22 protein-coding genes are annotated in these 21,169 nt (G+C 71.8%); 14 read left to right on the top strand and 8 right to left on the bottom strand.

The genetic code is table 11. From position 1 onward, the window contains the following. The first annotated feature begins 429 nt into the window (after positions 1-429). The 5 genes from ACFU8V_RS00350 (at position 430) to rocD (ending at position 4,438) form a co-directional block, all read left to right on the top strand. Positions 430-864, top strand: coding sequence for a hypothetical protein (locus ACFU8V_RS00350; RefSeq protein ID WP_062636978.1), 435 nt, complete (start codon positions 430-432; stop codon positions 862-864). After that, positions 864-1,094: a helix-turn-helix transcriptional regulator gene (locus ACFU8V_RS00345; protein ID WP_060922632.1), complete on the top strand. Its 231-nt coding sequence runs from the start codon at positions 864-866 to the stop codon at positions 1,092-1,094. The genes ACFU8V_RS00350 and ACFU8V_RS00345 overlap by 1 nt, the downstream gene beginning before the upstream one ends. After that, complete coding sequence (locus tag ACFU8V_RS00340; RefSeq protein WP_378868126.1) at positions 1,091-2,089, top strand: NAD(P)-dependent alcohol dehydrogenase; 999 nt, start codon at positions 1,091-1,093, stop codon at positions 2,087-2,089. Before ACFU8V_RS00345 ends, ACFU8V_RS00340 begins: the two co-directional genes overlap by 4 nt. 163 nt (positions 2,090-2,252) lie before the next feature. Then, the gene (ddaH, locus tag ACFU8V_RS00335; protein ID WP_126894479.1) at positions 2,253-3,131 is read left to right on the top strand and encodes a dimethylargininase; all 879 of its coding nucleotides are present in this window, start codon (positions 2,253-2,255) and stop codon (positions 3,129-3,131) included. A 2-nt stretch (positions 3,132-3,133) separates the two neighbouring features. Then, complete coding sequence (gene rocD / locus ACFU8V_RS00330; RefSeq protein ID WP_378871750.1) at positions 3,134-4,438, top strand: ornithine--oxo-acid transaminase; 1,305 nt, start codon at positions 3,134-3,136, stop codon at positions 4,436-4,438. A 90-nt stretch (positions 4,439-4,528) separates the two neighbouring features. Here the strand turns inward: rocD and ACFU8V_RS00325 are convergent, their stop codons facing one another. From ACFU8V_RS00325 to ACFU8V_RS00315, 3 genes are read right to left on the bottom strand one after another with little or no spacing between them, the layout of a single operon-like run. Next, a complete protein-coding gene (locus ACFU8V_RS00325) occupies positions 4,529-4,813 on the bottom strand; it encodes a hypothetical protein (RefSeq protein WP_025105431.1) in 285 nt (94 codons plus the stop codon). A gap of 60 nt (positions 4,814-4,873) precedes the next feature. Then, complete coding sequence (locus ACFU8V_RS00320) at positions 4,874-6,205, bottom strand: MFS transporter (RefSeq protein WP_378868121.1); 1,332 nt, start codon at positions 6,203-6,205, stop codon at positions 4,874-4,876. Between the two features lie 5 nt (positions 6,206-6,210). Further along, positions 6,211-6,651 (bottom strand): MarR family winged helix-turn-helix transcriptional regulator, encoded by a 441-nt coding sequence (locus tag ACFU8V_RS00315; RefSeq protein WP_025105433.1) that lies wholly within the window; start codon positions 6,649-6,651, stop codon positions 6,211-6,213. Between the two features lie 71 nt (positions 6,652-6,722). Between ACFU8V_RS00315 and ACFU8V_RS00310 the strand changes: the two genes are divergently transcribed. The 5 genes from ACFU8V_RS00310 to ACFU8V_RS00290 all read left to right on the top strand — a co-directional run bounded on the left by ACFU8V_RS00310 (position 6,723) and on the right by ACFU8V_RS00290 (position 12,160). Next, a complete protein-coding gene (locus ACFU8V_RS00310; protein ID WP_378868118.1) occupies positions 6,723-7,481 on the top strand; it encodes a copper homeostasis protein CutC in 759 nt (252 codons plus the stop codon). Between the two features lie 9 nt (positions 7,482-7,490). Further along, complete coding sequence (locus tag ACFU8V_RS00305) at positions 7,491-8,345, top strand: alpha/beta fold hydrolase (protein ID WP_126894475.1); 855 nt, start codon at positions 7,491-7,493, stop codon at positions 8,343-8,345. A 972-nt stretch (positions 8,346-9,317) separates the two neighbouring features. Next, entirely contained in the window at positions 9,318-10,055 is a 738-nt protein-coding gene (locus tag ACFU8V_RS00300) for a DUF1684 domain-containing protein (protein WP_062765531.1), read from the top strand. Positions 10,056-10,088: 33 nt separating this feature from the next. Further along, positions 10,089-11,138, top strand: a complete 1,050-nt coding sequence (locus ACFU8V_RS00295; RefSeq protein ID WP_025105437.1) for a biotin/lipoate A/B protein ligase family protein — start codon at positions 10,089-10,091, stop codon at positions 11,136-11,138. Positions 11,139-11,242: 104 nt separating this feature from the next. Beyond that, a complete protein-coding gene (locus ACFU8V_RS00290; RefSeq protein WP_036293392.1) occupies positions 11,243-12,160 on the top strand; it encodes a site-specific DNA-methyltransferase in 918 nt (305 codons plus the stop codon). Positions 12,161-12,183: 23 nt separating this feature from the next. On the opposite strand, the gene ACFU8V_RS00285 is transcribed toward ACFU8V_RS00290, so the two are convergent. The 3 genes from ACFU8V_RS00285 to ACFU8V_RS00275 are packed head-to-tail and all read right to left on the bottom strand — an operon-like array spanning position 12,184 to position 14,428. Next, entirely contained in the window at positions 12,184-12,534 is a 351-nt protein-coding gene (locus tag ACFU8V_RS00285) for a cupin domain-containing protein (RefSeq protein ID WP_378868113.1), read from the bottom strand. Beyond that, positions 12,531-13,934 carry an NAD(P)/FAD-dependent oxidoreductase gene (locus ACFU8V_RS00280; RefSeq protein WP_378868110.1) on the bottom strand — a complete coding sequence of 468 codons (1,404 nt, stop codon included), beginning with the start codon at positions 13,932-13,934 and terminating at the stop codon, positions 12,531-12,533. Before ACFU8V_RS00280 ends, ACFU8V_RS00285 begins: the two co-directional genes overlap by 4 nt. A gap of 26 nt (positions 13,935-13,960) precedes the next feature. Then, positions 13,961-14,428 (bottom strand): Lrp/AsnC family transcriptional regulator, encoded by a 468-nt coding sequence (locus tag ACFU8V_RS00275; protein ID WP_025105441.1) that lies wholly within the window; start codon positions 14,426-14,428, stop codon positions 13,961-13,963. 99 nt (positions 14,429-14,527) lie between these two features. On the opposite strand from ACFU8V_RS00275, the gene ACFU8V_RS00270 reads away from it, so the two are divergent. Beyond that, positions 14,528-15,976, top strand: a complete 1,449-nt coding sequence (locus ACFU8V_RS00270) for a gamma-aminobutyraldehyde dehydrogenase (RefSeq protein ID WP_378868106.1) — start codon at positions 14,528-14,530, stop codon at positions 15,974-15,976. A gap of 12 nt (positions 15,977-15,988) precedes the next feature. Here ACFU8V_RS00270 and ACFU8V_RS00265 read toward each other — a convergent pair whose 3' ends face one another. After that, complete coding sequence (locus ACFU8V_RS00265) at positions 15,989-16,516, bottom strand: GNAT family N-acetyltransferase (RefSeq protein WP_378868103.1); 528 nt, start codon at positions 16,514-16,516, stop codon at positions 15,989-15,991. A gap of 248 nt (positions 16,517-16,764) precedes the next feature. Here ACFU8V_RS00265 and ACFU8V_RS00260 point away from each other — a divergent pair, with 248 nt between their 5' ends. From ACFU8V_RS00260 to ACFU8V_RS00250, 3 genes are read left to right on the top strand one after another with little or no spacing between them, the layout of a single operon-like run. Continuing rightward, the gene (locus ACFU8V_RS00260) at positions 16,765-17,910 is read left to right on the top strand and encodes an ROK family protein (protein WP_085605933.1); all 1,146 of its coding nucleotides are present in this window, start codon (positions 16,765-16,767) and stop codon (positions 17,908-17,910) included. A 23-nt stretch (positions 17,911-17,933) separates the two neighbouring features. Next, complete coding sequence (locus tag ACFU8V_RS00255; RefSeq protein ID WP_025105445.1) at positions 17,934-18,860, top strand: polysaccharide deacetylase family protein; 927 nt, start codon at positions 17,934-17,936, stop codon at positions 18,858-18,860. Next, on the top strand, positions 18,857-20,182 hold the full coding sequence (locus ACFU8V_RS00250) for an MFS transporter (RefSeq protein ID WP_378868098.1): 1,326 nt from the start codon (positions 18,857-18,859) through the stop codon (positions 20,180-20,182). Before ACFU8V_RS00255 ends, ACFU8V_RS00250 begins: the two co-directional genes overlap by 4 nt. Positions 20,183-20,184: 2 nt before the next feature. On the opposite strand, the gene galE is transcribed toward ACFU8V_RS00250, so the two are convergent. Further along, the gene (galE, locus tag ACFU8V_RS00245) at positions 20,185-21,162 is read right to left on the bottom strand and encodes a UDP-glucose 4-epimerase GalE (RefSeq protein WP_085605937.1); all 978 of its coding nucleotides are present in this window, start codon (positions 21,160-21,162) and stop codon (positions 20,185-20,187) included. Between the last annotated feature and the right edge of the window lie 7 nt (positions 21,163-21,169).

Raw genomic sequence — 21,169 nt, 5'->3', positions numbered from 1 at the left:
GGTTTCGGTGCCGGTGCAAAAGAGAGCTGACGCAGGTCTGTGGAAGGGTGATTTTGATCCCGTCTCCTGGCGGTCTGCCCCTCCACATTGCGGGTGCGTTCTCGATCCCGCCTGCGGTGGGTGTGCGGGATCGGTGTGGGGTGCTGCGGGGAGGGGCGGGAGGTTCCGGGGAGGCGGGATCGAAAAGGTGCCGTCGGGGGCCTGGGGAGGTGCGTTGTTGATCCCGCGGCGCGGGGCGTGGGGGAGTGGGTGGCGTGCGGGATCGGAAACGGGCGGGAGAGGAGGTGCGGGGGTGCGATTGTGATCCCGGGGAGAGACTGCGGGGAAGGGACGGGGGTGCGGGGACGGGGTGCGGCGTAAAAGATTCTTGACATGGGGGACGGGCGGACGTAGTCTCGTGTCAAGAATTTTTGACACGAGGAGATTCGCATGGTCTACGAGGAGCGCAACGTCTGGGCCGGGCTCATCGTCAGCCCGATCGTCGCGGTCGTCTACGTCGTGCTGCTGCTGCAGCAGGCCGGCGGCGGACCGCTCACCGCCACGGACTGGTTCCCGCTGATGCTGTGGACGATCGGCGGGGGCATCGTCGGGACGATCGTGCTCAGCGTCCTCTGGGGCATCGTCGCCGGGATGTCCGATCCGGACGGCGTCGGCCGCTCCGACATCCGCGACCGGGACATCGGCCGGATGGGAGCCCGCGTGGAGCAGGCCTTCGTCACCATCGCCGGCCTCGGGGTCATCGTCCTCTGCGGTCTCGGCGCCGACGTGTTCTGGATCGCGAACACCATGTTCGCCGGGTTCCTCGTGGCGGCCGTCGTCGGCGGTGTCGCCCGGGCCATCGCCTACCGCCGAGGGCTCCGCTGATGGTCAAGCCCACCCTCGTCTCCAACACCATCCGCGCCCATCGCGAGCGCGCCGGACTCACGCAGGCCGAGCTCGCCCGCACGATCGGGGTCACCAGGCAGACCCTCATCGCGATCGAACAGCAGAAGTACTCGCCGACGCTGGAGCTCGCGTTCCAGATCGCGCGGGCCTTCGGCGTCGGGATCGACGACCTGTTCGCGTATCCGACCGACCCCGGAGGTGCCGCATGACCGAGACCATGCCAGCCTGGACCCGCGAGACGTACGGCCCGGCCGCCGGGACAACACGGACCCGGCAGCCCGTCCCCCAGCCGCATCGGGGCGAGGTCGTGCTGCGCGTGCAGGCCACCGCCCTCAACGCCGGCGACGTGCGGCTGCTCCTCGGCGACCCGCTGCTGGTCCGGCCGTTCTTCGGGCTCACCCGCCCCAAGCACCCGGTGCGCGGGCTCGACGTCGCCGGCACCGTCGTGGCGGTCGGCGCGGACGTGGTGAACGCCGAGCTCGGCGAACTCGTCGTCGGGGAGCTGCAGGGCGGCGGCGGCCTCGCCTCCCACGCCCGCATCGCGGCTGACCGCGTCGTGCCCGTCCCGCCCGACGTGACACCCGAGGCGGCTGCGTGCCTGCCGATCGCCGGTGGCACCGCGTGGCAGGCGCTCGACGCCGCCGGGGTGGGGCTGCGGCACCGCGCGCAGCGGGTCCTCGTGATCGGGGCGTCCGGCGGCGTGGGGACCTTCGCCGTGCAGCTCGCGGCGCTCCGCGGGGCCGAGGTCTGGGCGACGTGCCGTCCCCGGAACGCCCTGCTGCTGGAGCGCCTCGGAGCCGTGCGCACGCTCGACCACCGCACGTCTCCGCTCACGCACCTGCCCTCCTCCCGGTTCGACGCCGTCATCGACATCGCGGGAGGGGTGCCGATCCGCGAGCTCCAGCGCCTGGTCCGTCCGGGTGGCCGCGTGGTGCTCGTGACCGGCGACGGCGGACGGGTGCTCGGCCCCGTGCCGCGGATGATCCGCGCCGCCGTGCTCTCGCTCCGCGGACCCCGAGTGGTGTCGCTCACGGCGACCTCGCGCCCGGAGGTCCTCACGAAGCTGCTCGAGCTCGTCGAGGAGGGGCAGCTGGTTCCGGTGATCGAGCGCACGTACCCGTTCGACGAGGCGGTGTCCGCGCTCGCGCACATCGAGGCCGGGCACACGGTCGGCAAGGTCGTGGTGACGCAGCGCGAGGGCTGAGGGCGACACGGGACGGATGCTGGTGGCGCCCAGGGTCCGGTGGCACAATGGTCACCGGCGTGCCCGAGTCGCATCTTCCCCTCCGCCTCGTCCGAGCAGGGGGTCGAAGGACCGCCGGGCCCCTGGACAGCGTCCGCCGCGCCCGTTCACACGAGGAGCATCCATGTCGACGCCGGAGACCGCCGTCACCACCGCCCCCACGCGCACCGCGCACCGCCGCCACTACCTGATGTGCCGTCCCGAGCACTTCACGGTGAACTACTCCATCAATCCGTGGATGGAGCCGTCGCGGCCGACCGACACCGCCAACGCGGTCGCCCAGTGGCAGAAGCTCTATGACCTGTACGTCGAGCTCGGCCACGAGGTCGAGCTCATCGATCCGCTCCCCGGCTACCCGGACATGGTCTACACGGCCAACGGCGGCTTCCTCATCGATGGCCGCGCCTATGTGCCGGAGTTCCGGTTCGTCGAGCGCCAGGGCGAGGCTCCGGCCTTCGCCGACTGGTTCCGCGCCGCGGGTTACGACACGGTCATGCCGAAGGAGGTCAACGAGGGCGAGGGCGACTTCCTGCTCGTCGGCGATGTGATCCTCGCGGGCACGGGCTTTCGCTCCACCGGTGACAGCCACCGCGAGGTCGGCGAGGTCTTCGGCCGCGAGGTCGTGTCGCTGAACCTCACCGACCCCCGCTTCTACCACCTCGACACCGCGATCGCAGTGCTCGACCCCGTGCAGGGCGTGGGGAACGGCGGCCCCGAGCGGGCGAACATCGCCTACCTCCCCGGAGCCTTCGACGACGCCAGCCGTGCCGAGCTGGAGAAGCGCTTCCCGGACGCGATCCTCGTGTCGGACGAGGACGGCGCGGTGTTCGGCCTGAACTCGTCGAGCGACGGCTACAACGTCATCATCTCGCCGCGGGCGAAGGGCTTCGAGCGGCAGCTCCGCGAGCGCGGCTACAACCCGATCACCGTCGACCTCTCCGAGCTCCTCCTCGGCGGCGGCGGCATCAAGTGCTGCACGCTCGAACTGCGGGGTGCGAAGTGACGATCGAGCAGGCGGCGGGCGCTTCGACGAGCTCAGCGACCCAGAGAACGAGCTCAGCGACCCAGGGGGCGGACGCAGCGAACCAGGGAACGGACGCTTCGACCCTTCGACAGGCTCAGGGACCCAGCGCGGTCGCGGAGCCGCACGTCGCGCACAACTACCACCCGCTGCCGGTGATGATCGCGCGCGGCGAGGGGGCGTGGGTCACCGATGTCGAGGGCAAGCGGTACCTCGACCTGCTCGCGGCGTACTCCGCGGTCAACTTCGGGCACCGGCACCCCGCTCTCGTCGCGGCCCTGACCGAGCAGCTCGGTCGGGTCACGCTCGTCAGCCGGGCGTTCCAGAGCGACATGCTGGAGCCCTTCGCCGCGGCGCTCGCCGAGCTCTGCGGCAAGGAGCTCGTGCTGCCGATGAACACGGGCGCCGAGGCGGTGGAGACCGGCATCAAGGTCGCCCGGGCCTGGGGCTACCGCGTGAAGGGCATCCCGGAGGGGAAGGCGCGGATCGTCGTGGCGAAGGGCAACTTCCACGGTCGCACGACGACGATCGTGAGCTTCAGCGACGACGAGACCGCGCACGACGACTTCGGTCCCTACACGCCGGGCTTCGACCGTGTGCCGTTCGGTGACGCGGAGGCGATCGCCGCGGCCATCACGGAGGACACGGCGGGCGTGCTCGTGGAGCCGATCCAGGGCGAGGCCGGTGTCGTGATCCCGCCGGAGGGGTATCTGCGCCGCATCCGCGAGATCTGCGACGAGAAGAACGTGCTGTTCATCGCCGACGAGATCCAGGCCGGCCTCGGACGTGTCGGCGAGACGTTCGCGTGCGACCGCGAGGGCGTGGTGCCGGACCTGTACCTGCTGGGCAAGGCGCTCGGCGGCGGCATCCTGCCGGTCTCGGCCGTGGTGGGGAACACGGATGTGCTCGGCGTGATCCGCCCCGGTGAGCACGGCTCCACGTTCGGCGGCAACCCGCTCGCGGCGGCCGTCGGTCTCCGCGTGGTGGAGATGCTGCAGACGGGCGAGTTCCAGGAGCGTGCGCGGGCGCTCGGCGCGCACCTCGAGCAGGCGCTGCAGCCGCTGATCGGCCACGGCGTCACGGAAGTGCGCATCGCCGGGCTGTGGGCGGGCGTCGACATCGACCCCGCCATCGGCACCGGCCGCGAGATCGCGGAGAAGCTGCTCGACCGGGGTGTGCTCGTGAAGGACACGCACGGGCAGACCATCCGCATCGCCCCGCCGCTCGTCATCCGGGCGACCGAGCTCGACTGGGCCGTCGAGCAGCTCAAGGTGGTACTCGACGCCTGACCGCGGCCGACCCACCCCCTTCTGCACGAGCCACCCCCTTGCGAACGTTCGCAAGGGGGTGGCTCGTCTCGAAAGGGGTGGGTCGACGGCTCAGGCCGGCGGGGAGTCCGGGTCGAGCGTGCGGAGGGTGTCCTCCTCGGCGGCGTTGTCGGCCGCGAGCTCGTCCTCGGTGTTCTCGTCGCCGCCCAGCGGCGCGTCGTGGCCCGGGCCGGAACTGCCCTGGATGGCGCCGCCGGTCGACTCGCCGCGAGAGCTGTCGCCCTGGATCGCGCCGCCGGTGCCGTCGCCCTGGCCGGAGTTCTCGTCAGGGACGTCGACGCCGGGAGCGCCTTCGGCCGGATCCTGCGGGTGCGGGGTGCTCATGTTCTCGTCCATGACCCGACGCTACGACCGTCGGGCCGCGATGAGGAAGGCGTTGACAAACGCCTTCACAGCTCACTCGCCGTCGCGGCGCGGCAGCCGGATGGGCGTGGTCGCCGCCGCCTTCTCCGTGTAGTCGACCGGCTCGACCGCCTGCACGACCCGCAGCGGCCGGGTCTCGTCGAGCGTCAGGCGGAAGCGGCTGCTCTCCTCACGGCGCAGACGCCCGGACGTGAGCACCCAGGTCACCCCGATCGCGCACGCGATGAAACCGGCGGTCCCGCCGAGCATGATGGCGGCACGAGGGCCGAACGCGTCGGCGACCCAACCGGCGATCGGCGCCCCGACCGGAGTCGACCCCATGATGACCGCCATGTAGAGGGCGAGCACGCGGCCGCGCAGTGCCGGATCCGTCGTGATCTGCACGTAGCCGTTGGCCGTGGTCAGCAGCGTCACGATCATGAAGCCGGTGAACGTGAGCGTGACCGCATAGGAGAGGTAGGTGGGCATCGCGGCCGAGACGAAGGCCGCGATCCCGAAGCCGCCCGCCGCGAGGATCACCACGCGCACCCTCGCCCGGTCCCGACGCGCGGCGAGGAGGGCGCCGATCAGGGACCCGATCGCGAGCACCGAGCTCAGCACCCCGTACCCGTCGGCGCCGGCTCCGAACTCCAGCGCCATGGTCGAGGCGAAGATCGGGAAGTTCATGCCGAACGCGCCGATGAGGAACACCGTCACGAACACGACCTTGAGGTCGCTGCGCGCCCAGACGTACCGAAATCCCTCGGCGAGGCCGCCGCGGTTGCGGTTCTTGGGCCGCGGTGCGAGCAGGTTCGTGCGCATGAGCAGCAGCGCGACGATCATGGCGAGGAAGGTCGCGGCGTTGACGATGAACACCCAGCCGGAGCCGATCGCGACGATGAGCAGACCGCCGACCGCGGGGCCGATCATGCGGGCGAGGTTGAAGGAGGCGGAGTTGAGTGCCACGGCGTTGGAGGTCTCCGTCGCGGACACCATGTCCGACACGAAGGCCTGCCGCGCGGGGGCGTCGAAGGCGTTGACGATGCCGAATCCGAGGGCGAAGGTGAGCATCATCGGCAGGGTCATCACCCCGGCGAGCAGCAGGGAGCCCACGGCGATCGCAAGGGCGAGGAGTGCGGTCTGCGTGGTCAGGAGGATCATCCGCCGGTCGAAGCGATCCGCGACCCAGCCGGTCAGGCTCACGAGCACCAGGGGAGGGCCGAACTGCAGCGCCATGGTGACGCCCATCGCGGTCGCGTCGTTGTCGGTGAGCTCGGTCAGCACGACCCAGTCCTGCGCGGTGGCCTGCATCCACCCGCCGACGTTCGACACGAGGGCTCCGGCGAACCAGATCCGGTAGTTGATGTTCGCGAAGGAACGGAACATGGCGTTCATCGCTCCACCGCCCTCCGCATCAGGGCGCTCGCTTCTCGCAGCGTCGCCAGCTCCTCCTCGGTGTAGTCGACCTCGCGGAGCATGTCGGCCAGCAGCACGTCACGGCGGCGGATGGTCTCGACGACGATCTCGACGCCGGCGGGGGTGATGTCCACCTGCACGCGGCGGCGGTCGTCCTCGTCAGGGGTGCGGGCGACATAGCCCTGCTCCTCCAGGCCGTTCACGATGCTCGTCATCGAGGGGGCGGTCACGCGCTCGCGCTCGGCGAGGGTGGAGATCGTGCGCCGACCGTTCATGCGGAGGTCGGCGAGGACGGCGAGCTGGGTGTCGCTCATCATGTCGGCGGCACGGGCGCAGCGGAGCCGGCGGGCGAGCCGGAACGTGGCCATGCGGAGGTCTGTGGCGGTGAGGTGCAGGGAATCATCGGACGCAGACATACTTAGTTAGTCTATCTAATATTTCTGCCCCGAGGGCCGGGGGAGCCGAGGTCAGCGGGCACAATGGAGGGGTGACCCGAACGATCGCTCTCGAAATCGCCGTCCAGGATCCCGCCGGAGTGCGCATCGCCGCCGAGGTCGGCGCCGCTCGCGTCGAGCTCGCCACGGCCCTCGCGCTGGGCGGGCTCACCCCGTCGCCGGCCACCCTGGAGCTCGCGCTCGAAGCCGCGGGGGCGAGCGGCCCCGAGGTGCACGTCCTCATCCGTCCGCGCGCCGGCGGCTTCCACTACAGCGCCGATGAGCTGGCCGTCGCCGAACGCGACGTGCGGCACGCGGTCGCGGCGGGCGCAGCGGGAGTGGTGATCGGCGCGCTCGACGGCGAGGGCCGACTGGATCGCGACGCCATGGCCCGGCTGCGGGATGCGGCCGGGGGAGCTCCGGCGACCCTGCACCGCGCGATCGATGTGACCGCCGACCCGGTGGCGACCCTGCGGGCCGCGAGGGAGCTCGGGCTCCGGCGCGTGCTCACCTCCGGAGGGGCGTCCGCCGCGATCGACGGCATCGACACCCTGCGCGCGCTCGTCGCCGCCGCCGAGGGGCAGATCGAGGTGATGGCCGGCAGTGGCGTCGACGTCGCGAGCGCTCCGGTGCTCGCCGGGGCCGGGGTGGACGCCCTCCACTTCTCCGCGAAGCGGGCCGTGACCGAGGACGGCGGCGTGCGCATGGGCTCCGCCTCCGACGGGGTCGGTGGCTACGAGGTGACGGATCGCGACATCGCCTTCGCCATCCGCGACGTCATCCGCGAGGCGCTCGCGGAGACCGACCGGTAAGGCAGGATCATGACCGAGACCCGCGAGTACACCGACAGCCACGGCATCGCCATCGTCTACGACGTCCACCCGGCGGAGGGGACGCCCCGCGGCGTCGTCCAGCTCCTGCACGGGGTGGGCGAGCACGCGGGACGGTACCCGGCGCTGATCGCCGCGCTCACCGGAGCCGGGTTCACCGTCTACGCCGACGACCACCGCGGGCACGGGCGCACCGGTATGCGTCAGCACGGCGACCCCGCCCAGCTCGGACGGCTCGGTCCCGGGGGTCTCCGGGCGGCCAAGGACGCGGTCTGGCAGCTGACCGGCATCATCCGCGACGAGAACCCCGACCTCCCGCTCGTGCTCCTCGGACACTCGTGGGGGTCGTTCCTCGCGCAGATGCTGGTGAACGAGCACGCGGAGGCCTTCGATGCGGTCATCCTGTCCGGCTCGGCGCTGCGCACGCCCCGCTCCCTGAACCCGGCGCCGCTGAACGCCGCGTGGGCCGCCGACGACGCGACCGGATACGAGTGGCTGAGCCGGGACCCCGCGGTGTGGAAGGCCTTCGAGGAGGATCCGCTCACGACGGGAGTGCCGCTGCTCAAGCTCTTCGGCCTGCTCGACGCGGCGCGGCTGTACGGACGTCCGGCGAAGCACCTCGCGCGCGACATTCCGGTGCTGCTCCTCGTCGGCCGTGACGATCCGGTCGGCGGTCCCCGCAGCGTGCACAAGCTCGCCGACGCGTACCGCCGGCGCTCCGGGCTCACCGACGTCACGACCCTCGTCTACCCCGACGCCCGGCACGAGATCTTCCAGGAGCTCCAGCAGGACGAGGTACGCGCCGACGTCCTCGCGTGGCTCGACGCCCACATCCCCGCCCGCTGACCCCCGCCCCGTTACCTCCCGTTCCGTTCCGGTCCGGCCCTTCCGGCCCCTTCCGTCCGCCACGCCGGATCACTTTGGTGCCCGGAACACGTCCCAGAGGCGCGTTCTTGCGCTCACGACGAGTGTGGGGCCTCGGCGCGCGTCGACGAGGCAGCGTCCGTGGCGACGTGTCGGGATCACTTTCACGCCTCCGGCCATCCCGCGGGATCACTTTCGGGCCGCCGGCCGTCTCGCGGGATCACTTTCGGCCCTGCGACGGGCTGCGGGAGGGCGTTTTCGAACACACGCGGTGAGTGGGTGCGTTGGCGCCCGGGCTCATCGTCGGGATCACGGGCGCCTCACCCCACTCCGGGACAACGTTCGTGCCTCCCTCCGGCCCTGTGCGGGATCACTTTCGGGCCCGGGGTGGGCGGCGGGAGAACGTTTTCGAACACACGCGGTGAGCGGGTACGCCGGTGACCGCGCCGCTGATCGGGGCGGTGGTGGTGAGTTCGGAGCGTGCGAGTGGCGGAGGGCCGCGCGGTGGCGGGATCACAAACGGGCTGGGGGACGGGATGGCGGGTGCGGTTTCGAACCCGAGGGAGGTGCGTGGCGGGCCGGGTCTGGCTGGCGGGATCAGGAACGGGCGCGGAACGCGGTGCCAGGGGGCGGTTTTGATCCTGCGCGGGAGGGGGCGGTCGCGGCGCCCGGGTGGCGGGGTCAGAAACGGGCGCGGGATGGGGTGGCGGGGGGCGGTTTTGATCCCGCGCGGGAGACCGGCGGTGGGGGCGGCCGGGGGCGGGATCAGGAACGGGCGGGGGAGGGGGTGGGGAGGGACGGGTGTGACCCCGCACCGGAGGGAGGGACGGACGGAGGGGGAGTGTGACGCGGGATGACGCGGGGTGAAGGCGTGTGACGGACGGGGATCACGGGCGACGGGGGCAGCCCTAGATTCGGGGCACATCCGCACGAGCGAGGGGAGGGCCCGCGGCGATGAGCTTCCTGACGGACTGGCACGAGTGGCATGCGGCGCGCGAGCGCTATGCGGGGTCGGAGTACGGGCCGTCCGCGCTGGAGTCCACGAACTGGCTCATCACCGAACCCGCCGCGGTCGACGGCGTACCCGGACTCTGGGCCCTCACCGGGGACGGCGGCATCCGCGGCAGTGAGCTGGGACCGTCGGGGTCGGTCGTCACCCTCCGCGGCACCCAGACCCTGCGCCTCGGGCGGCGCGAGCTGCGTGTGTTCGACCGCAACGGACTGCTGGCGCTCCGCGTCTGGAACCCCGCCCGTCCGCAGCGGGAGTGGTTCACCGCGATCGACGCCTACGCCCCCGACGAGCGATGGCGGATCCCGGCCACGTTCGAGCCCGCGCCGGACGAGCGGATCGTCGTCACGGCGGTCGACGGCGAGGAGCGCGAGACCCCGATCGCCGGACGCCTGCGGTTCGAGCTCGCCGGGGCCCCGCACGAGCTCACGGTCACCCGCAGCGGGAGCGGAGCGCTGAGTGCGGTCTTCGCCGACGGGACGAACGGGCTGGAGACGTACCGGTTCCGCTTTCTCCCCGTCGACGAGCCCGCCGCCGACGGGTCCGCCGTGATCGACTTCAACCGGGCGTACCTCCCGCCGTGCGCCTTCTCCGACCAGTTCATCTGCCCCCTGCCCACACCAGGCAACCGCTACTCCACGCCGATCAGGGCCGGGGAACGCGTGGTCGTGCTCGGCGGCTGACCACGGCGGCAGCGTGCGCCTTAAGCTGGATCCGTGCACGGTGAATACAAGGTTCCTGGGGGCAAGCTCGTCGTCGTCGACCTCGAGGTCGAGAACGACCGGATCGCGCGGTTCCGGCTCGCCGGGGACTTCTTCCTCGAACCGGACTCCGCGCTCGACGACATCAACGCCGCCGTCGAGGGCCTCCCCGCCGAGTCCGACGCCACGGCCATCGCCGCGGCCGTCCGCGGTGCCCTCCCCGAGGGGGCGCAGCTGCTCGGCTTCAGCCCCGAGGCCGTGGGCACCGCCGTGCGTCGCGCTCTGGTCACCGCGCCCGGGTGGCGCGACTTCGACTGGGAGATCGTCCACGAGAAGGCGGTCTCGCCGCGCATGAACCTCGCGCTCGACGAGGTGCTCACCTCCCGGGTGGGCGAGGGGCGCCGTCGCCCGACCCTGCGCATCTGGGAGTGGGACGAGTCGGCCGTCGTCATCGGCTCCTTCCAGTCGTACCGCAACGAGGTCGACCCCGAAGGCGCCGCGAAGCACGGCTTCGACGTCGTCCGCCGCATCTCCGGCGGCGGTGCGATGCTCATGGCGGCGGGACAGATCATCACCTACTCGCTGTACGTGCCGGCCTCGCTCGTGGCGGGCATGACCTTCGCCGACTCCTACGCGTTCCTCGACGACTGGGTGCTGCAGGCGCTCCGTTCGCTCGGCATCGACGCCGTCTACCAGCCGCTCAACGACATCGCGAGCCCGACCGGCAAGATCGGCGGCGCCGCGCAGAAGCGCCTCGCGAACGGGGGCGTGCTGCACCACGCCACCCTCTCCTACGACATCGACGGCCAGATGATGACCGAGGTGCTGCGCATCGGCCGTGAAAAGCTCAGTGACAAGGGCACGACCTCGGCGGCCAAGCGCGTCGACCCGCTGCGCAGCCAGACCGGACTGGAACGCGCCGAGATCATCGAGCGCTTCAAGGACACGTTCCGCTCGCTCACCTCCGCCGAGGACGGCGGCATCACGCCGGACGAGTACGCCGATGCCCAGGCGCTGGTGGAGTCGAAGTTCTCGACCGACGCGTGGCTGCACCGGGTTCCGTGAGCCCTGCGACAGGCTCAGGCCCTTCGGCAGGCTCAGGGACCCAGGGCCCTTCGACAAGCTCAGGGACCCAGGGGGGCGGCTCAGGGGTCCAGGATCCGGGGCGGGTGTCGGTGATCGAGGGGGACAACCTCGCGGTCGCGGCGACCCTGCCGTCCGGATCCTTCACGCTCGTCTACCTCGACCCGCCGTTCAACACCGGGCGGGTGCGGGAGCGGCAGGTGGTCACCGCCCGCCGCACGTTCCCACCCCAGGAAGAGCCGACGGATGCGGACGGCGCCAGCGTCGAGCCGGCGGAGCCTGCGGCGGAGGGCCGGAGTCCTGAACGGGCGCCCGGCGAGCCCGAGGTGCGACACGGCTTCCACGGGCACCGGTATGAGCGGGTGCGCGGCATGCTGCGCGCCTACGACGACAGCTTCGACGACTACGGCGCCTTCCTCATGCCGCGGCTGGAGGAGGCCTGGCGGCTGCTCGCCGACGACGGCACCCTGTATCTGCACCTGGATTACCGCGAGGCGCACTACGCGAAGGTCATGCTCGACGCGGTGTTCGGCCGGGACTGCTTCCTCAACGAGCTCATCTGGGCGTACGACTACGGCGCGAAGTCCCGGCGGCGGTGGCCCACCAAGCACGACACGATCCTGGTGTACGTGAAGAACCCGCGGACGTACGTGTTCAACTCCGACGACGTCGACCGGGAGCCGTACATGGCGCCGGGACTGGTTACCGCGGAGAAGGCCGCGCGCGGCAAGCTCCCGACGGACGTGTGGTGGCACACGATCGTCCCGACCACGGGGCGCGAGAAGACGGGGTATCCGACGCAGAAGCCGGAGGGCGTCCTGCGGCGCATCGTGACCGCGTCGAGCCGGCCGGGCGACCGGGTGCTCGACCTCTTCGCGGGCAGCGGCACGACCGGAGCCGTGGCCTCCGCACTCGGCCGGGACGCGGTGCTCGTCGACGACAACCCGGAGGCGGTGCGGGTCATGGCCGCGCGCATCCCGCACGCGGAGGTCCGCCGGGCCTGAGCGGGCCTGGTCGGCAGCGGCCGTCAGATCCCGATCGAGACCTTCCGCAGGGTCTCACTCACCGTCCAGACTGTCCGCATGCCGGTGGTGAGCCGCATCAAGGACCCGGGGCCGAGCTCCACCGGAGGGAGCGCGGGCGCGGTGAACGTCACGGTCGCGCGACCGGAGAGCACGACGAACACCTCGTCCTCCTCGACGTCCACCGCGGTGCCCGGCGTCATCTCCCAGACGCCGATCTCGATCCCGCCTGCGTCGTCGAGCACCGTGTATGCCGTGGTCGGCGCGCCGTCGCGGACGTCCTCGTCGGGCAGCAGGGTGTGCGTCAGCGCGAGGCGTCCGGCGTCGACGACGGCCCCCGGGGGGAGCGCGGTCACGAGTCGAAGCCCATGCCGAGGGCGTCGAGCGTCTTCAGGAACAGGTTCCGGCGCCCCTCGTTGTGATCCGCCCTGTCCATCGCGGCGCGGACGAGGTTGATGCCGACGGACGCGGCCGGCTCCGGCGGGAACGGGATCGGCTTCTCGCGCACCATCCGGAGCTGCGTGCGCTCGGTCTCCTCGCCGGCGAGTTTGTCGAGCATGACATCGGCGGCGAACCGGGCGGCGCCGACCCCGAGGCCGGTGAACCCCGTGGCGTAGGCGACCCGGCCGCCGCGGGCGGTGCCGAAGAATGCGCAGAACCGGCTCGACGAGTCGATCGCCCCGGCCCAGCGGTGCGTGAAGCGGAGGCCGGCGAGTTGCGGGAAGGTGGTGAAGAAGTGCGAGGCCAGGCGCCGGTGGCTCTCCATCCGGTCCTCGTAGGCGGGGCGCACCTTGCCGCCGAAGTGATAGACCGCGTCGTAGCCGCCGAACAGGATCCGGTCGTCCGCGGTGAGCCGGTAGTAGTGGAACTGGTTGGCGCTGTCGGCGAGCCCCTGGCGGTTCCGCCAGCCGATGGAGGCGAGCTGCTCGGCCGACAGCGGCTCCGTCATCAGCACGTAGTCGTACACCGGCACCGTCATGAGGCGGTTGCGCTTGAGGAGCGAGGGGAACACGTTCGTCGCGAGCGCCACCGCGTCGGCGGTCACTCGGCCGTGCTCCGTGACGAGGGTCACCGGACCGGAGTCCGCGCCCTCGATCCGCCGGACGAGGCTGTGCTCGTGGATCTCCACGCCGAGCTCGACGGCCACCCGCGCGAGCTCCAGACCCAGCTTCGCGGGGTGCACGAGAGCGCTGCCCTCCCGGTCCCACGCGCCGGCGAGGAACGTGGGGGAGTGCACCTCCGCTTGCACCGCTTCCTGGTCGAGGAACCCCTCCTCCTCGCGCAGCCACTCGACCTGATGCGGCTCCACGGCGACCGCGAGCTGGCCCGTCCGCTCGAACTCGGCATCCATGCCGTACCGCCGCACGGTCTCGGCGATGCCGTCGAGGTTCTCGTGGCCCAGCTCCTCGAGGCGGTCGATCTCCTGGGGCCAGCGGTTCACGCCGTTCTCGTGGCCGTGGGTGAGGCTGGACTCGCAGAAGCCGCCGTTGCGCCCGGACGCCGCCCAGGCCACGCGGGACGCCTCGAGGAGGATCACCCTCCGCTCCGGATCCCGTTCCTTCGCACGTACGGCCGTCCAGAGTCCGGTGTAGCCGCCGCCGACGACCACGAGGTCCGTGTGCACGGTGCCGCGGAGCGGCGGGTGCGCGGGACGCTCGACGTCGTCGAGCCAGAAGACCGACAGGGCCGTGTCGCGCAGGGCGTCGTCGATGACGGACTGCGGAGGACGCCGGCGTTCGAAGACCGTGGTGCCCATGTTCACTCCGATGCGAGGGGAGCGCGTCAGCGCGTTCCCCAGTTGTAGAGGTCTTTGTAGAGGCCGGCGTAGAGCAGGCTCTCCGTCTGGATGATGCCGGGGATGGTGCGGATGCGGGTGGCGATGAGGTCGAGCAGGTGGTCGTCGTCCTCGCACACCGCCTCGACGAGGATGTCGAACGTCCCGAGGGTGACCACGACGTACGCGAGCTCCGGGATCGCCGTAAGCTCCTCCGCGATCGCGCGGGGGTCGCCCGACACCCGGATCCCGATCATCGACATGCGGTGGAAGCCGAGCTGCAGCGGGTCGGTCACGGCGACGATCTGGATCAGGCCCGATTCGGTCAGGCGCTGCACACGCTGGCGGGCCGCCGCCTCGCTGAGCCCCACCTCGCGGGCGATCTCCGCATAGGGTCGCCGACCGTCCTCCTGCAGCAGCTCGACGATGCGCTTCGAGATATCGTCGAGGGCGGGGGGAGGCGTCTTCGGACTCATGTACCGATCGTGACATTCCGATGGGTGCTGCGCAACTGAATCCGTCGATCTGTGGACGAAAAGCTACAGATTCCGCGTTCGGATGGCTACCATGGCGCTATGTCCTCACCGTCGACGATGACCGTGCCCCTGCAGAACTTCATCGGCGGTCGCGCCGTCACCGCAGCGGGGAGCGGGCGCCTGCCGCTCATCGATCCGGTGACGGAGGAAGCTTACGGCGAGATCCCGATCTCGGACCGTGCCGACGTGGATGCCGCGTACGCCGCGGCCGCGGAGGCGTTCCCGATCTGGCGGGACACGCCGCCGTCCGCGCGCCAGCTCGCCCTGTTCCGCATCGCCGAGGAGATGGCCGCGCGGGCCGAGGAGTTCGCCGACCTCGAGTCGAAGGACACCGGCAAGCCGCGGGCGACGCTCGTCGCCGACGAGATCCTGCAGTCGGTGGACCAGCTGCGGTTCTTCGCCGGCGCCGCGCGGAGCCTCGAGGGTCGCGCTGCCGCGGAATACCTCCCCGGGCACACCTCCTTCGTGCGGCGGGAGCCGATCGGCGTGATCGGGCAGGTGACGCCGTGGAACTACCCGCTGAACATGGCGGTGTGGAAGATCGCTCCAGCGCTCGCCGCCGGGAACACCGTCGTGCTGAAGCCGGCGGAGTCCACGCCGCTCACCACGCTGCTGCTCGCGGAGATCGTCGCGCGACACAGCCCCGCCGGCACCCTCAACATCGTTCTCGGCGACCGCGAGACCGGAGCAGCCCTCGTCGAGCATCCGACGCCGCAGATGGTGGCCATCACCGGCTCGGTGCGCGCGGGCATGGCCGTGGCCCGCTCGGCAGCCGACGACGTCAAGCGCGTGCACCTGGAGCTCGGCGGCAAGGCGCCCGCGATCGTCTTCCCTGACGCGTCGATCGAGAAGGCGGTCGAGGGCATCGTCACCGGGGCCTTCTTCAACGCGGGGCAGGACTGCACCGCGGCGACCCGGGTGCTCGTGCACGCGTCGGTGCACGACGAGCTCGTCGCCGCACTGGTGGAGCGGACCCGCACGCACGCGCGGACCGGGGCCCCGGACGACGAGGGCGTGCTGTACGGGCCGCTGAGCAGCGCGGCCCAGCTCGCGCAGGTGCAGGGCTTCGTCGACCGGCTTCCCGCGCATACGACGGTCGCGACCGGCGGGGCGCGGCAGGGCGACCGTGGCTACTTCTGGGAGGCGACCGTCGTGACCGGCGTGCAGCAGGACGACGAGGTCGTGCAGGGGGAGATCTTCGGACCCGTGCTGACCGTGCAGCCCTTCGACACCGAGGAGGAGGCGCTCGCGATGGCGAACGACGTGCCGTACGCGCTCGCCGCATCGGTGTGGACCCGGGATCATGCTCGCGCCATGCGCCTCTCCCGCGACCTCGACTTCGGGTGCGTGTGGATCAACACCCACATCCCGTTCGTGTCGGACATGCCGCACGGTGGTTTCAAGCACTCCGGATACGGGAAGGACCTGTCGCAGTACGGCTTCGACGACTACACCCGGGTCAAGCACGTGATGAGCGCGCTGGACTGACGGCGGGACGGCTCAGCGCGGGCCGAGGTGCTTGACGCGGCGGTGCTCGCGGAGCGTGAACTGCGGACGCTGATCGATCTTCGTGGCCCCGTCGAGCTCCCACCCGTGCCGGGCGTAGAAGCCGTCGGCGCGGTCGTTGCCGTCGAGCACCCAGAGGTAGGCGCGGGTGTGGCCGGCGTCGATCATGCGCTGCTCGGCCGCGGCGAGGAGGGCATGCCCTGCCCCCGTCGACCACGCGGTGGGATCGGCGTAGATGCCGTACAGCTCCGCATCGTCCAGGCCGTCGGGGTCGCGGCCGGAGCCGAACGACGCCCAGCCGACGACGGTGCCGTCGCGCTCGGCCACCAGGGTCCCGAGGCTCGTGGGCAGCGGGTCGGCGAAGATGCGGCGCCACCCGTCGGCCCGCTCCGAGACGGACAACCCGTCCAGCACCTCCTGGTCGATGAGGCCCTCGTAGGCCGCCTGCCACGAGCGCACATGCACTCCGGCCACGGCCTCGGCATCGTCGGCGACGGCGTCTCGGATCACCAGGGGCGTCATCCCTCCACCCTATGCGGACCCCCCGACGTCCCTCGGTCCCCTCCCGTCCCTTCCTCCTCCGACACCCGGGCACACCTGCACGACCCGGGTACGTCTGGGGGGGCCGGATCCCGTGTTCCGTCGTGCAACCGTCGCCGGGTCGTGCAGGTGACACAGCCGGAGGAGACGGGTCGACGGGTGCGACACGATGTGGCAGGCTGGCGGGCACCGACTCCGCACGAGAATCGACCCCCCAGAGGTTCCGCCGCATGTCACGACCCCTCGCAGGACCGCAGACCCTGCTCCGCACGCTCAACGGCCGCGCGATCCTCGAGCGTCTCGCCCGGAGCGGACCGCAGACTCGGGCCGAGCTCATGGCGGCGACCGGCCTCTCCCGCACGGCCGTGACCCAGGTGCTGCGGATGCTCGACGCCGCGGGAGCCGTCACCGCGGCCGGAGTCGACCGCGACACCCGCGGACCGGCGGCCGGCCGCGTCGCGCTGCACCCGGCCCTCGGCTTCGCGGCAGCGGTCCACGTGGACCATCACGCGGCCCACGTCGTCCTCGTCGACGCGACCGGCGCCGTCAGGGCCGAACGGCACGGCGCCTTCCCCGCGGGTGAAGACCGGGTCGCGCACATCGCCGCCCTCGTCGCGGCCTGCCGGCGATCCGTGAAGGGCGCGCTCCACCTCGCCGTCGTCGGAGTGCCCGGCATCGTCGCCGCCGACGGCGCGATCCGCGACGACCAGGGACCGGACGGCGGCGCCTTCCGCTCGGCCCTCGCGACCGCCCTCGACTGCCCGGTCCGCGTCGAGAACGACGTCAACCTCGCCGCCCTCGCCGAGTCGACCACCGGCGTCGGCATCGACCTCGCGAGCTTCGCACTGCTGCTGCTCGATGACGACCTCGGCGCCGGAATCGTGATCGACGGGGCGCTGCACCGCGGGTTCTCCGGCGTGGCGGGCGAGGTCATGTATCTCCCGCAGACGCCGGTGCCCATCGGTGCCCCGGTCGCGGGCGCCACGGTGGTGCGCGACCTCGCCCTCGGCCTCGGACTGGATGTCGACGCGCCGTTCCTCGCCCACCTGGAGGCGGCGCGGCACGGCGACGAGGCGGCGCAGGCCCTCGTCGCCGAGATCGGACGGCGGCTCTTCCTCGCGGCGGGCAGCGTCGCGCTCGTGCTCGATCCCGAGGCCTTCATCCTCGGCGGGGAGGCGGTGCACCCGGCGCTCCTGGACGCGATCGAGCGCGTCGCGGACGAGTTCTCCGCGCAGCTGCCGCTCCGCTTCCTCGCCTCGGCGTTCGGGCCGGAGGCGCCGCTCGTCGGAGCCGTGGGCGAGGCGGCCTCCGCGCTCCGTGCCGATGTCTTCACCCGGATCCTCACCCCCTCCCGCGCAGCCGCCGCCGGCCGCTGACCGCCCGCCCGACAGGACACGCCATGACCGCCTCCTCCGCCCTCGCCGACCGACTCGGACTGCCGTCTGGTGCCAGGGCGGTCATCCTCAACGCCGACGACTTCGGGATGTGCCATGCCGCCAACGCCGCGATCTCCGGTCTCCTCGTGCGCGGCCGGATCGACTCGGCGACGGTGATGGTGCCCTGCGCGTGGTCCCCGGAAGCGCTCGCCTTCGCCGCCGCGCACCCGGACCTCGACGTGGGCGTGCACCTCGTGCTCACGAGCGAGTGGCGCCGGTACCGATGGCGCCCGCTCACCGGCGCCTCGACCCTGGTCGATGCCGCCGGCTTCTTCCCCGCCGACGTCGCGACCGTGGAGCAGCACGCCTCCGAAGCGGATGTCGCGGCCGAGATCGCCGCCCAGCTGCAGACCGCGCTCGACGCCGGCGTCGACGTGACCCACCTCGACAACCACATGGGATCCGTCTACGGGCTGCTGACCGGCCGTGACTTCCTGCGCGCCGTCTTCGAGCTCGCCGCCCGGCACGGCCTCCCCTTCCGCCTGCCCCGCGAGATGGAGGGGGCGGACGCCGATCCGATGCTGCAGGCGAAGCTCACCGAGGCCGCGGCGGTGGCCGATGCGTTCGGCGTCGAGATCGTCGACCGGCTGTGGACGCACCCGTTCGAGCTGCGCGGCGAGGGCACCGCCGACGAGGAGTCGTACGAGCAGGTCCGAGACGGCTTCCTCGCGGTGCTGCGCGCCGTCCCGCCCGGGGTCACCGAGATCTACCTGCATCCGATGGCCGACGGCGAGGAGCTGCGCGCCGCGGTGGACTTCGCGGCGGCCAAGCGCGGCTACGAGCTGCGGCTGCTCGACGATCCGCTCGTGCAGCAGACGATCGCCGAGGAGGGCCTGGTCCGCGTCGGCTGGCGCGCGCTGCGGGACCTGCAGCGGGGAGACGCCCGGTGACGGCGCTCGGCGAACGGCTGCGCGACCGCCGTCTCGACGCCGCTCCGTCCCGCGCCCAGACCATCGCCTTCGGGGCCTCAGGGTTCCCGACGCAGCTGATGACGCAGACGTTCTCGGCATTCGTCGTGTACTTCTACGTCTCGCACCTCGCCGTCCCCGCGGGGTGGGTGGCGGCGGCGATGATCGCGCACGGCATCCTCAACGCGGCGCTCAACCCGGTCGTCGGGGCGCTCTCCGACCGGATCCGCACGCCGTGGGGCCGCCGCATCCCGTGGATCGGGCTCGGCATCGTGCCGCTCGTCGTGGCCTTCGCCCTCGTCTGGATGCCGCCCGCGCTCCCGGCGGCCGGGCTCATCGTCTGGTTCCTCGTGGTCGTCGCGGTCTACGACATCGCCTTCGTCGTGGTGGTGCTGAACATCTCCGCGCTGTTCCCGGAGATCTTCCGGACCACGGAGGAGCGCGCCCGCGGGAACGTGCCGCGGCAGATCTTCGCGATCCTCGGCATGGTGCTCGGCACGGCCGGAGCTCCCGCGCTCTACGACGCGATCGGCTGGCCGGGGATGGCGCTCGTGCTGTCCGGCGTCTGTCTCGTGCTGCTCGCCTGGTCGTTCCTCGGCGGGATGATCGAGCGCCGGGTACCGGAGGCCGCCTCCGAGGCGATGCGCTGGCGGGACCAGCTCATCTACACGTTCCGCAACCGCGCCTTCGTGCCGTACGTGCTGGGCTCGCTCTGCGTGCAGACCTCGATCGCCGTGATCCTCGCCGCCGTGCCGTTCTACGTCCGCTACTCGCTGGGGGCGGCCGAGGGCGAGGGCAGCCTCCTGCTCGGCGCCATCTTCCTCACGGCCATCCCGTCGATCGTGCTGTGGAGCGCGGTGGTCCGGCGCACCTCCCCGCGCACGGCCCTGCTGTGGAGCGTCGGGGTGTTCGGGGTCGTGGTGCTCGGCTACCTCATCCCGACGTCCGTGGGGGCGGCGGCTCTCGTCGGCATCGCGGTCGGCGTCGGCGTCGGCGGGCTGCTGCAGCTCCTCGAGGTCGTGCTCGCCCAGATCATCGACGACGATGCGCATCGCACGGGCCACCGCCGCGAGGGCGCCTACTTCGGCGTGAACGGCTTCGTCGTCCGCGGCTCCGTCGTCCTCCAGGCGATCGTCGCCGCGGCCGTGTTGACCGCGACCGGCTTCGACGCCGAGCTCGGCGACGCGCAGCCGGAGGCCGTCGACGGCGGCATCCGGCTCATGCTGGCGGTCATCCCGCTGGCGTTCACCGCCGTCGGGTGGCTGTGCTTCTGGCTCTACCCTCTGCGCACGCGCGACGTCTGAGGTCAGCCGGCGGCGCGGCGGGCCTCCCAGCCCGTGCGCACCATCTCGTCGACCGTGTAGCGCATGGTCCAGTCGAGGTCGCGGGCCGCGAGTTCGCCGGTCGCCACGATCCGATCCGGGTCGCCGGGGCGGCGCGGGCCGATCTCCGGGGTGAAGTCGATGCCGGTGACACGGGCGACCGCATCCATGATCTGCTTCACGCTGAGGCCGTCGCCGGAGCCGAGGTTGTACGCGGGCTCGATCGGAGCGCCCGAGGCCAGGCGCTGCGCTGCGGCGACGTGGGCGGCGGCGATGTCGCCGACATGCACGTAGTCGCGGACGTTCGTGCCGTCAGGGGTGTCGTAGTCGTCGCCGAAGATCTTGGGGGTGCGGCCCTCGATCAGCGCCTCGAAGACGATGGGGAAGAGGTTGTGCGGGCTGACGTCGTAGACCGTCGGGTCGGCCGAGCCCACGACGTTGAAGTACCGCAGCGAGGTGTGGCGCAGCGGGCGGTCGGAGTCGGCGGTGGCGATCGCCTGGTCACGGAGCAGCCATTCGCCGATGAGCTTGGACTCGCCGTACGGGCTCGCGGGCTTCTTGGCGGTGTCCTCGACGACGAGCGACACGTCCGGGGTGCCGAACACGGCGGCCGACGAGGAGAAGACGATGTTCGCGACGCCCGCCGCCGCCATCGCCTCCAGGATGATCCGCGTGCCCTCGACGTTCTGGGCGTAGGTGTGCAACGGGCGCTGGACCGAGACGCCGGCGTACTTGTAGCCCGCCACGTGGATCACGCCCTCCGCCTCGTGCGTGCGCAGCGTCTCCTCGACGAGGGCGCGGTCGAGGATGCTGCCCTGCACGAACGGCACGCCCTCCGGCACGAAGGAGGCCAGACCGCTGGAGAGGTCGTCCAGCACGACGGGGGAGAGGCCGGCCTCCGCGAGGGCGCGGACGACGTGGGCACCGATGTAGCCGGCGCCGCCGGTGACGATCCAGGACATGCGTTCC

The organism is Microbacterium sp. NPDC057658 (genome assembly GCF_042799975.1).
In the GTDB taxonomy this organism is placed as follows: domain Bacteria; phylum Actinomycetota; class Actinomycetes; order Actinomycetales; family Microbacteriaceae; genus Microbacterium.
The sequence above is the reverse complement of the archived record's forward strand: the minus strand, read 5'-3'. Positions and strand labels throughout refer to the sequence as shown.

Bases quoted from the DNA above. Each gene is read 5' to 3' on its own strand.
- ACFU8V_RS00350 (WP_062636978.1), top strand. From the start codon at position 430: ATGGTCTACGAGGAGCGCAACGTCTGGGCCGGGCTCATCGTCAGCCCG.
- ACFU8V_RS00345 (WP_060922632.1), top strand. From the start codon at position 864: ATGGTCAAGCCCACCCTCGTCTCCAACACCATCCGCGCCCATCGCGAG.
- ACFU8V_RS00340 (WP_378868126.1), top strand. From the start codon at position 1,091: ATGACCGAGACCATGCCAGCCTGGACCCGCGAGACGTACGGCCCGGCC.
- ddaH (WP_126894479.1), top strand. From the start codon at position 2,253: ATGTCGACGCCGGAGACCGCCGTCACCACCGCCCCCACGCGCACCGCG.
- ACFU8V_RS00325 (WP_025105431.1), bottom strand. From the start codon at position 4,813: ATGGACGAGAACATGAGCACCCCGCACCCGCAGGATCCGGCCGAAGGC.
- ACFU8V_RS00320 (WP_378868121.1), bottom strand. From the start codon at position 6,205: ATGTTCCGTTCCTTCGCGAACATCAACTACCGGATCTGGTTCGCCGGA.
- ACFU8V_RS00315 (WP_025105433.1), bottom strand. From the start codon at position 6,651: ATGTCTGCGTCCGATGATTCCCTGCACCTCACCGCCACAGACCTCCGC.
- ACFU8V_RS00305 (WP_126894475.1), top strand. From the start codon at position 7,491: ATGACCGAGACCCGCGAGTACACCGACAGCCACGGCATCGCCATCGTC.
- ACFU8V_RS00300 (WP_062765531.1), top strand. From the start codon at position 9,318: ATGAGCTTCCTGACGGACTGGCACGAGTGGCATGCGGCGCGCGAGCGC.
- ACFU8V_RS00280 (WP_378868110.1), bottom strand. From the start codon at position 13,934: ATGGGCACCACGGTCTTCGAACGCCGGCGTCCTCCGCAGTCCGTCATC.
- ACFU8V_RS00275 (WP_025105441.1), bottom strand. From the start codon at position 14,428: ATGAGTCCGAAGACGCCTCCCCCCGCCCTCGACGATATCTCGAAGCGC.
- ACFU8V_RS00270 (WP_378868106.1), top strand. From the start codon at position 14,528: ATGTCCTCACCGTCGACGATGACCGTGCCCCTGCAGAACTTCATCGGC.
- ACFU8V_RS00265 (WP_378868103.1), bottom strand. From the start codon at position 16,516: ATGACGCCCCTGGTGATCCGAGACGCCGTCGCCGACGATGCCGAGGCC.
- ACFU8V_RS00260 (WP_085605933.1), top strand. From the start codon at position 16,765: ATGTCACGACCCCTCGCAGGACCGCAGACCCTGCTCCGCACGCTCAAC.
- ACFU8V_RS00255 (WP_025105445.1), top strand. From the start codon at position 17,934: ATGACCGCCTCCTCCGCCCTCGCCGACCGACTCGGACTGCCGTCTGGT.
- galE (WP_085605937.1), bottom strand. From the start codon at position 21,162: ATGTCCTGGATCGTCACCGGCGGCGCCGGCTACATCGGTGCCCACGTC.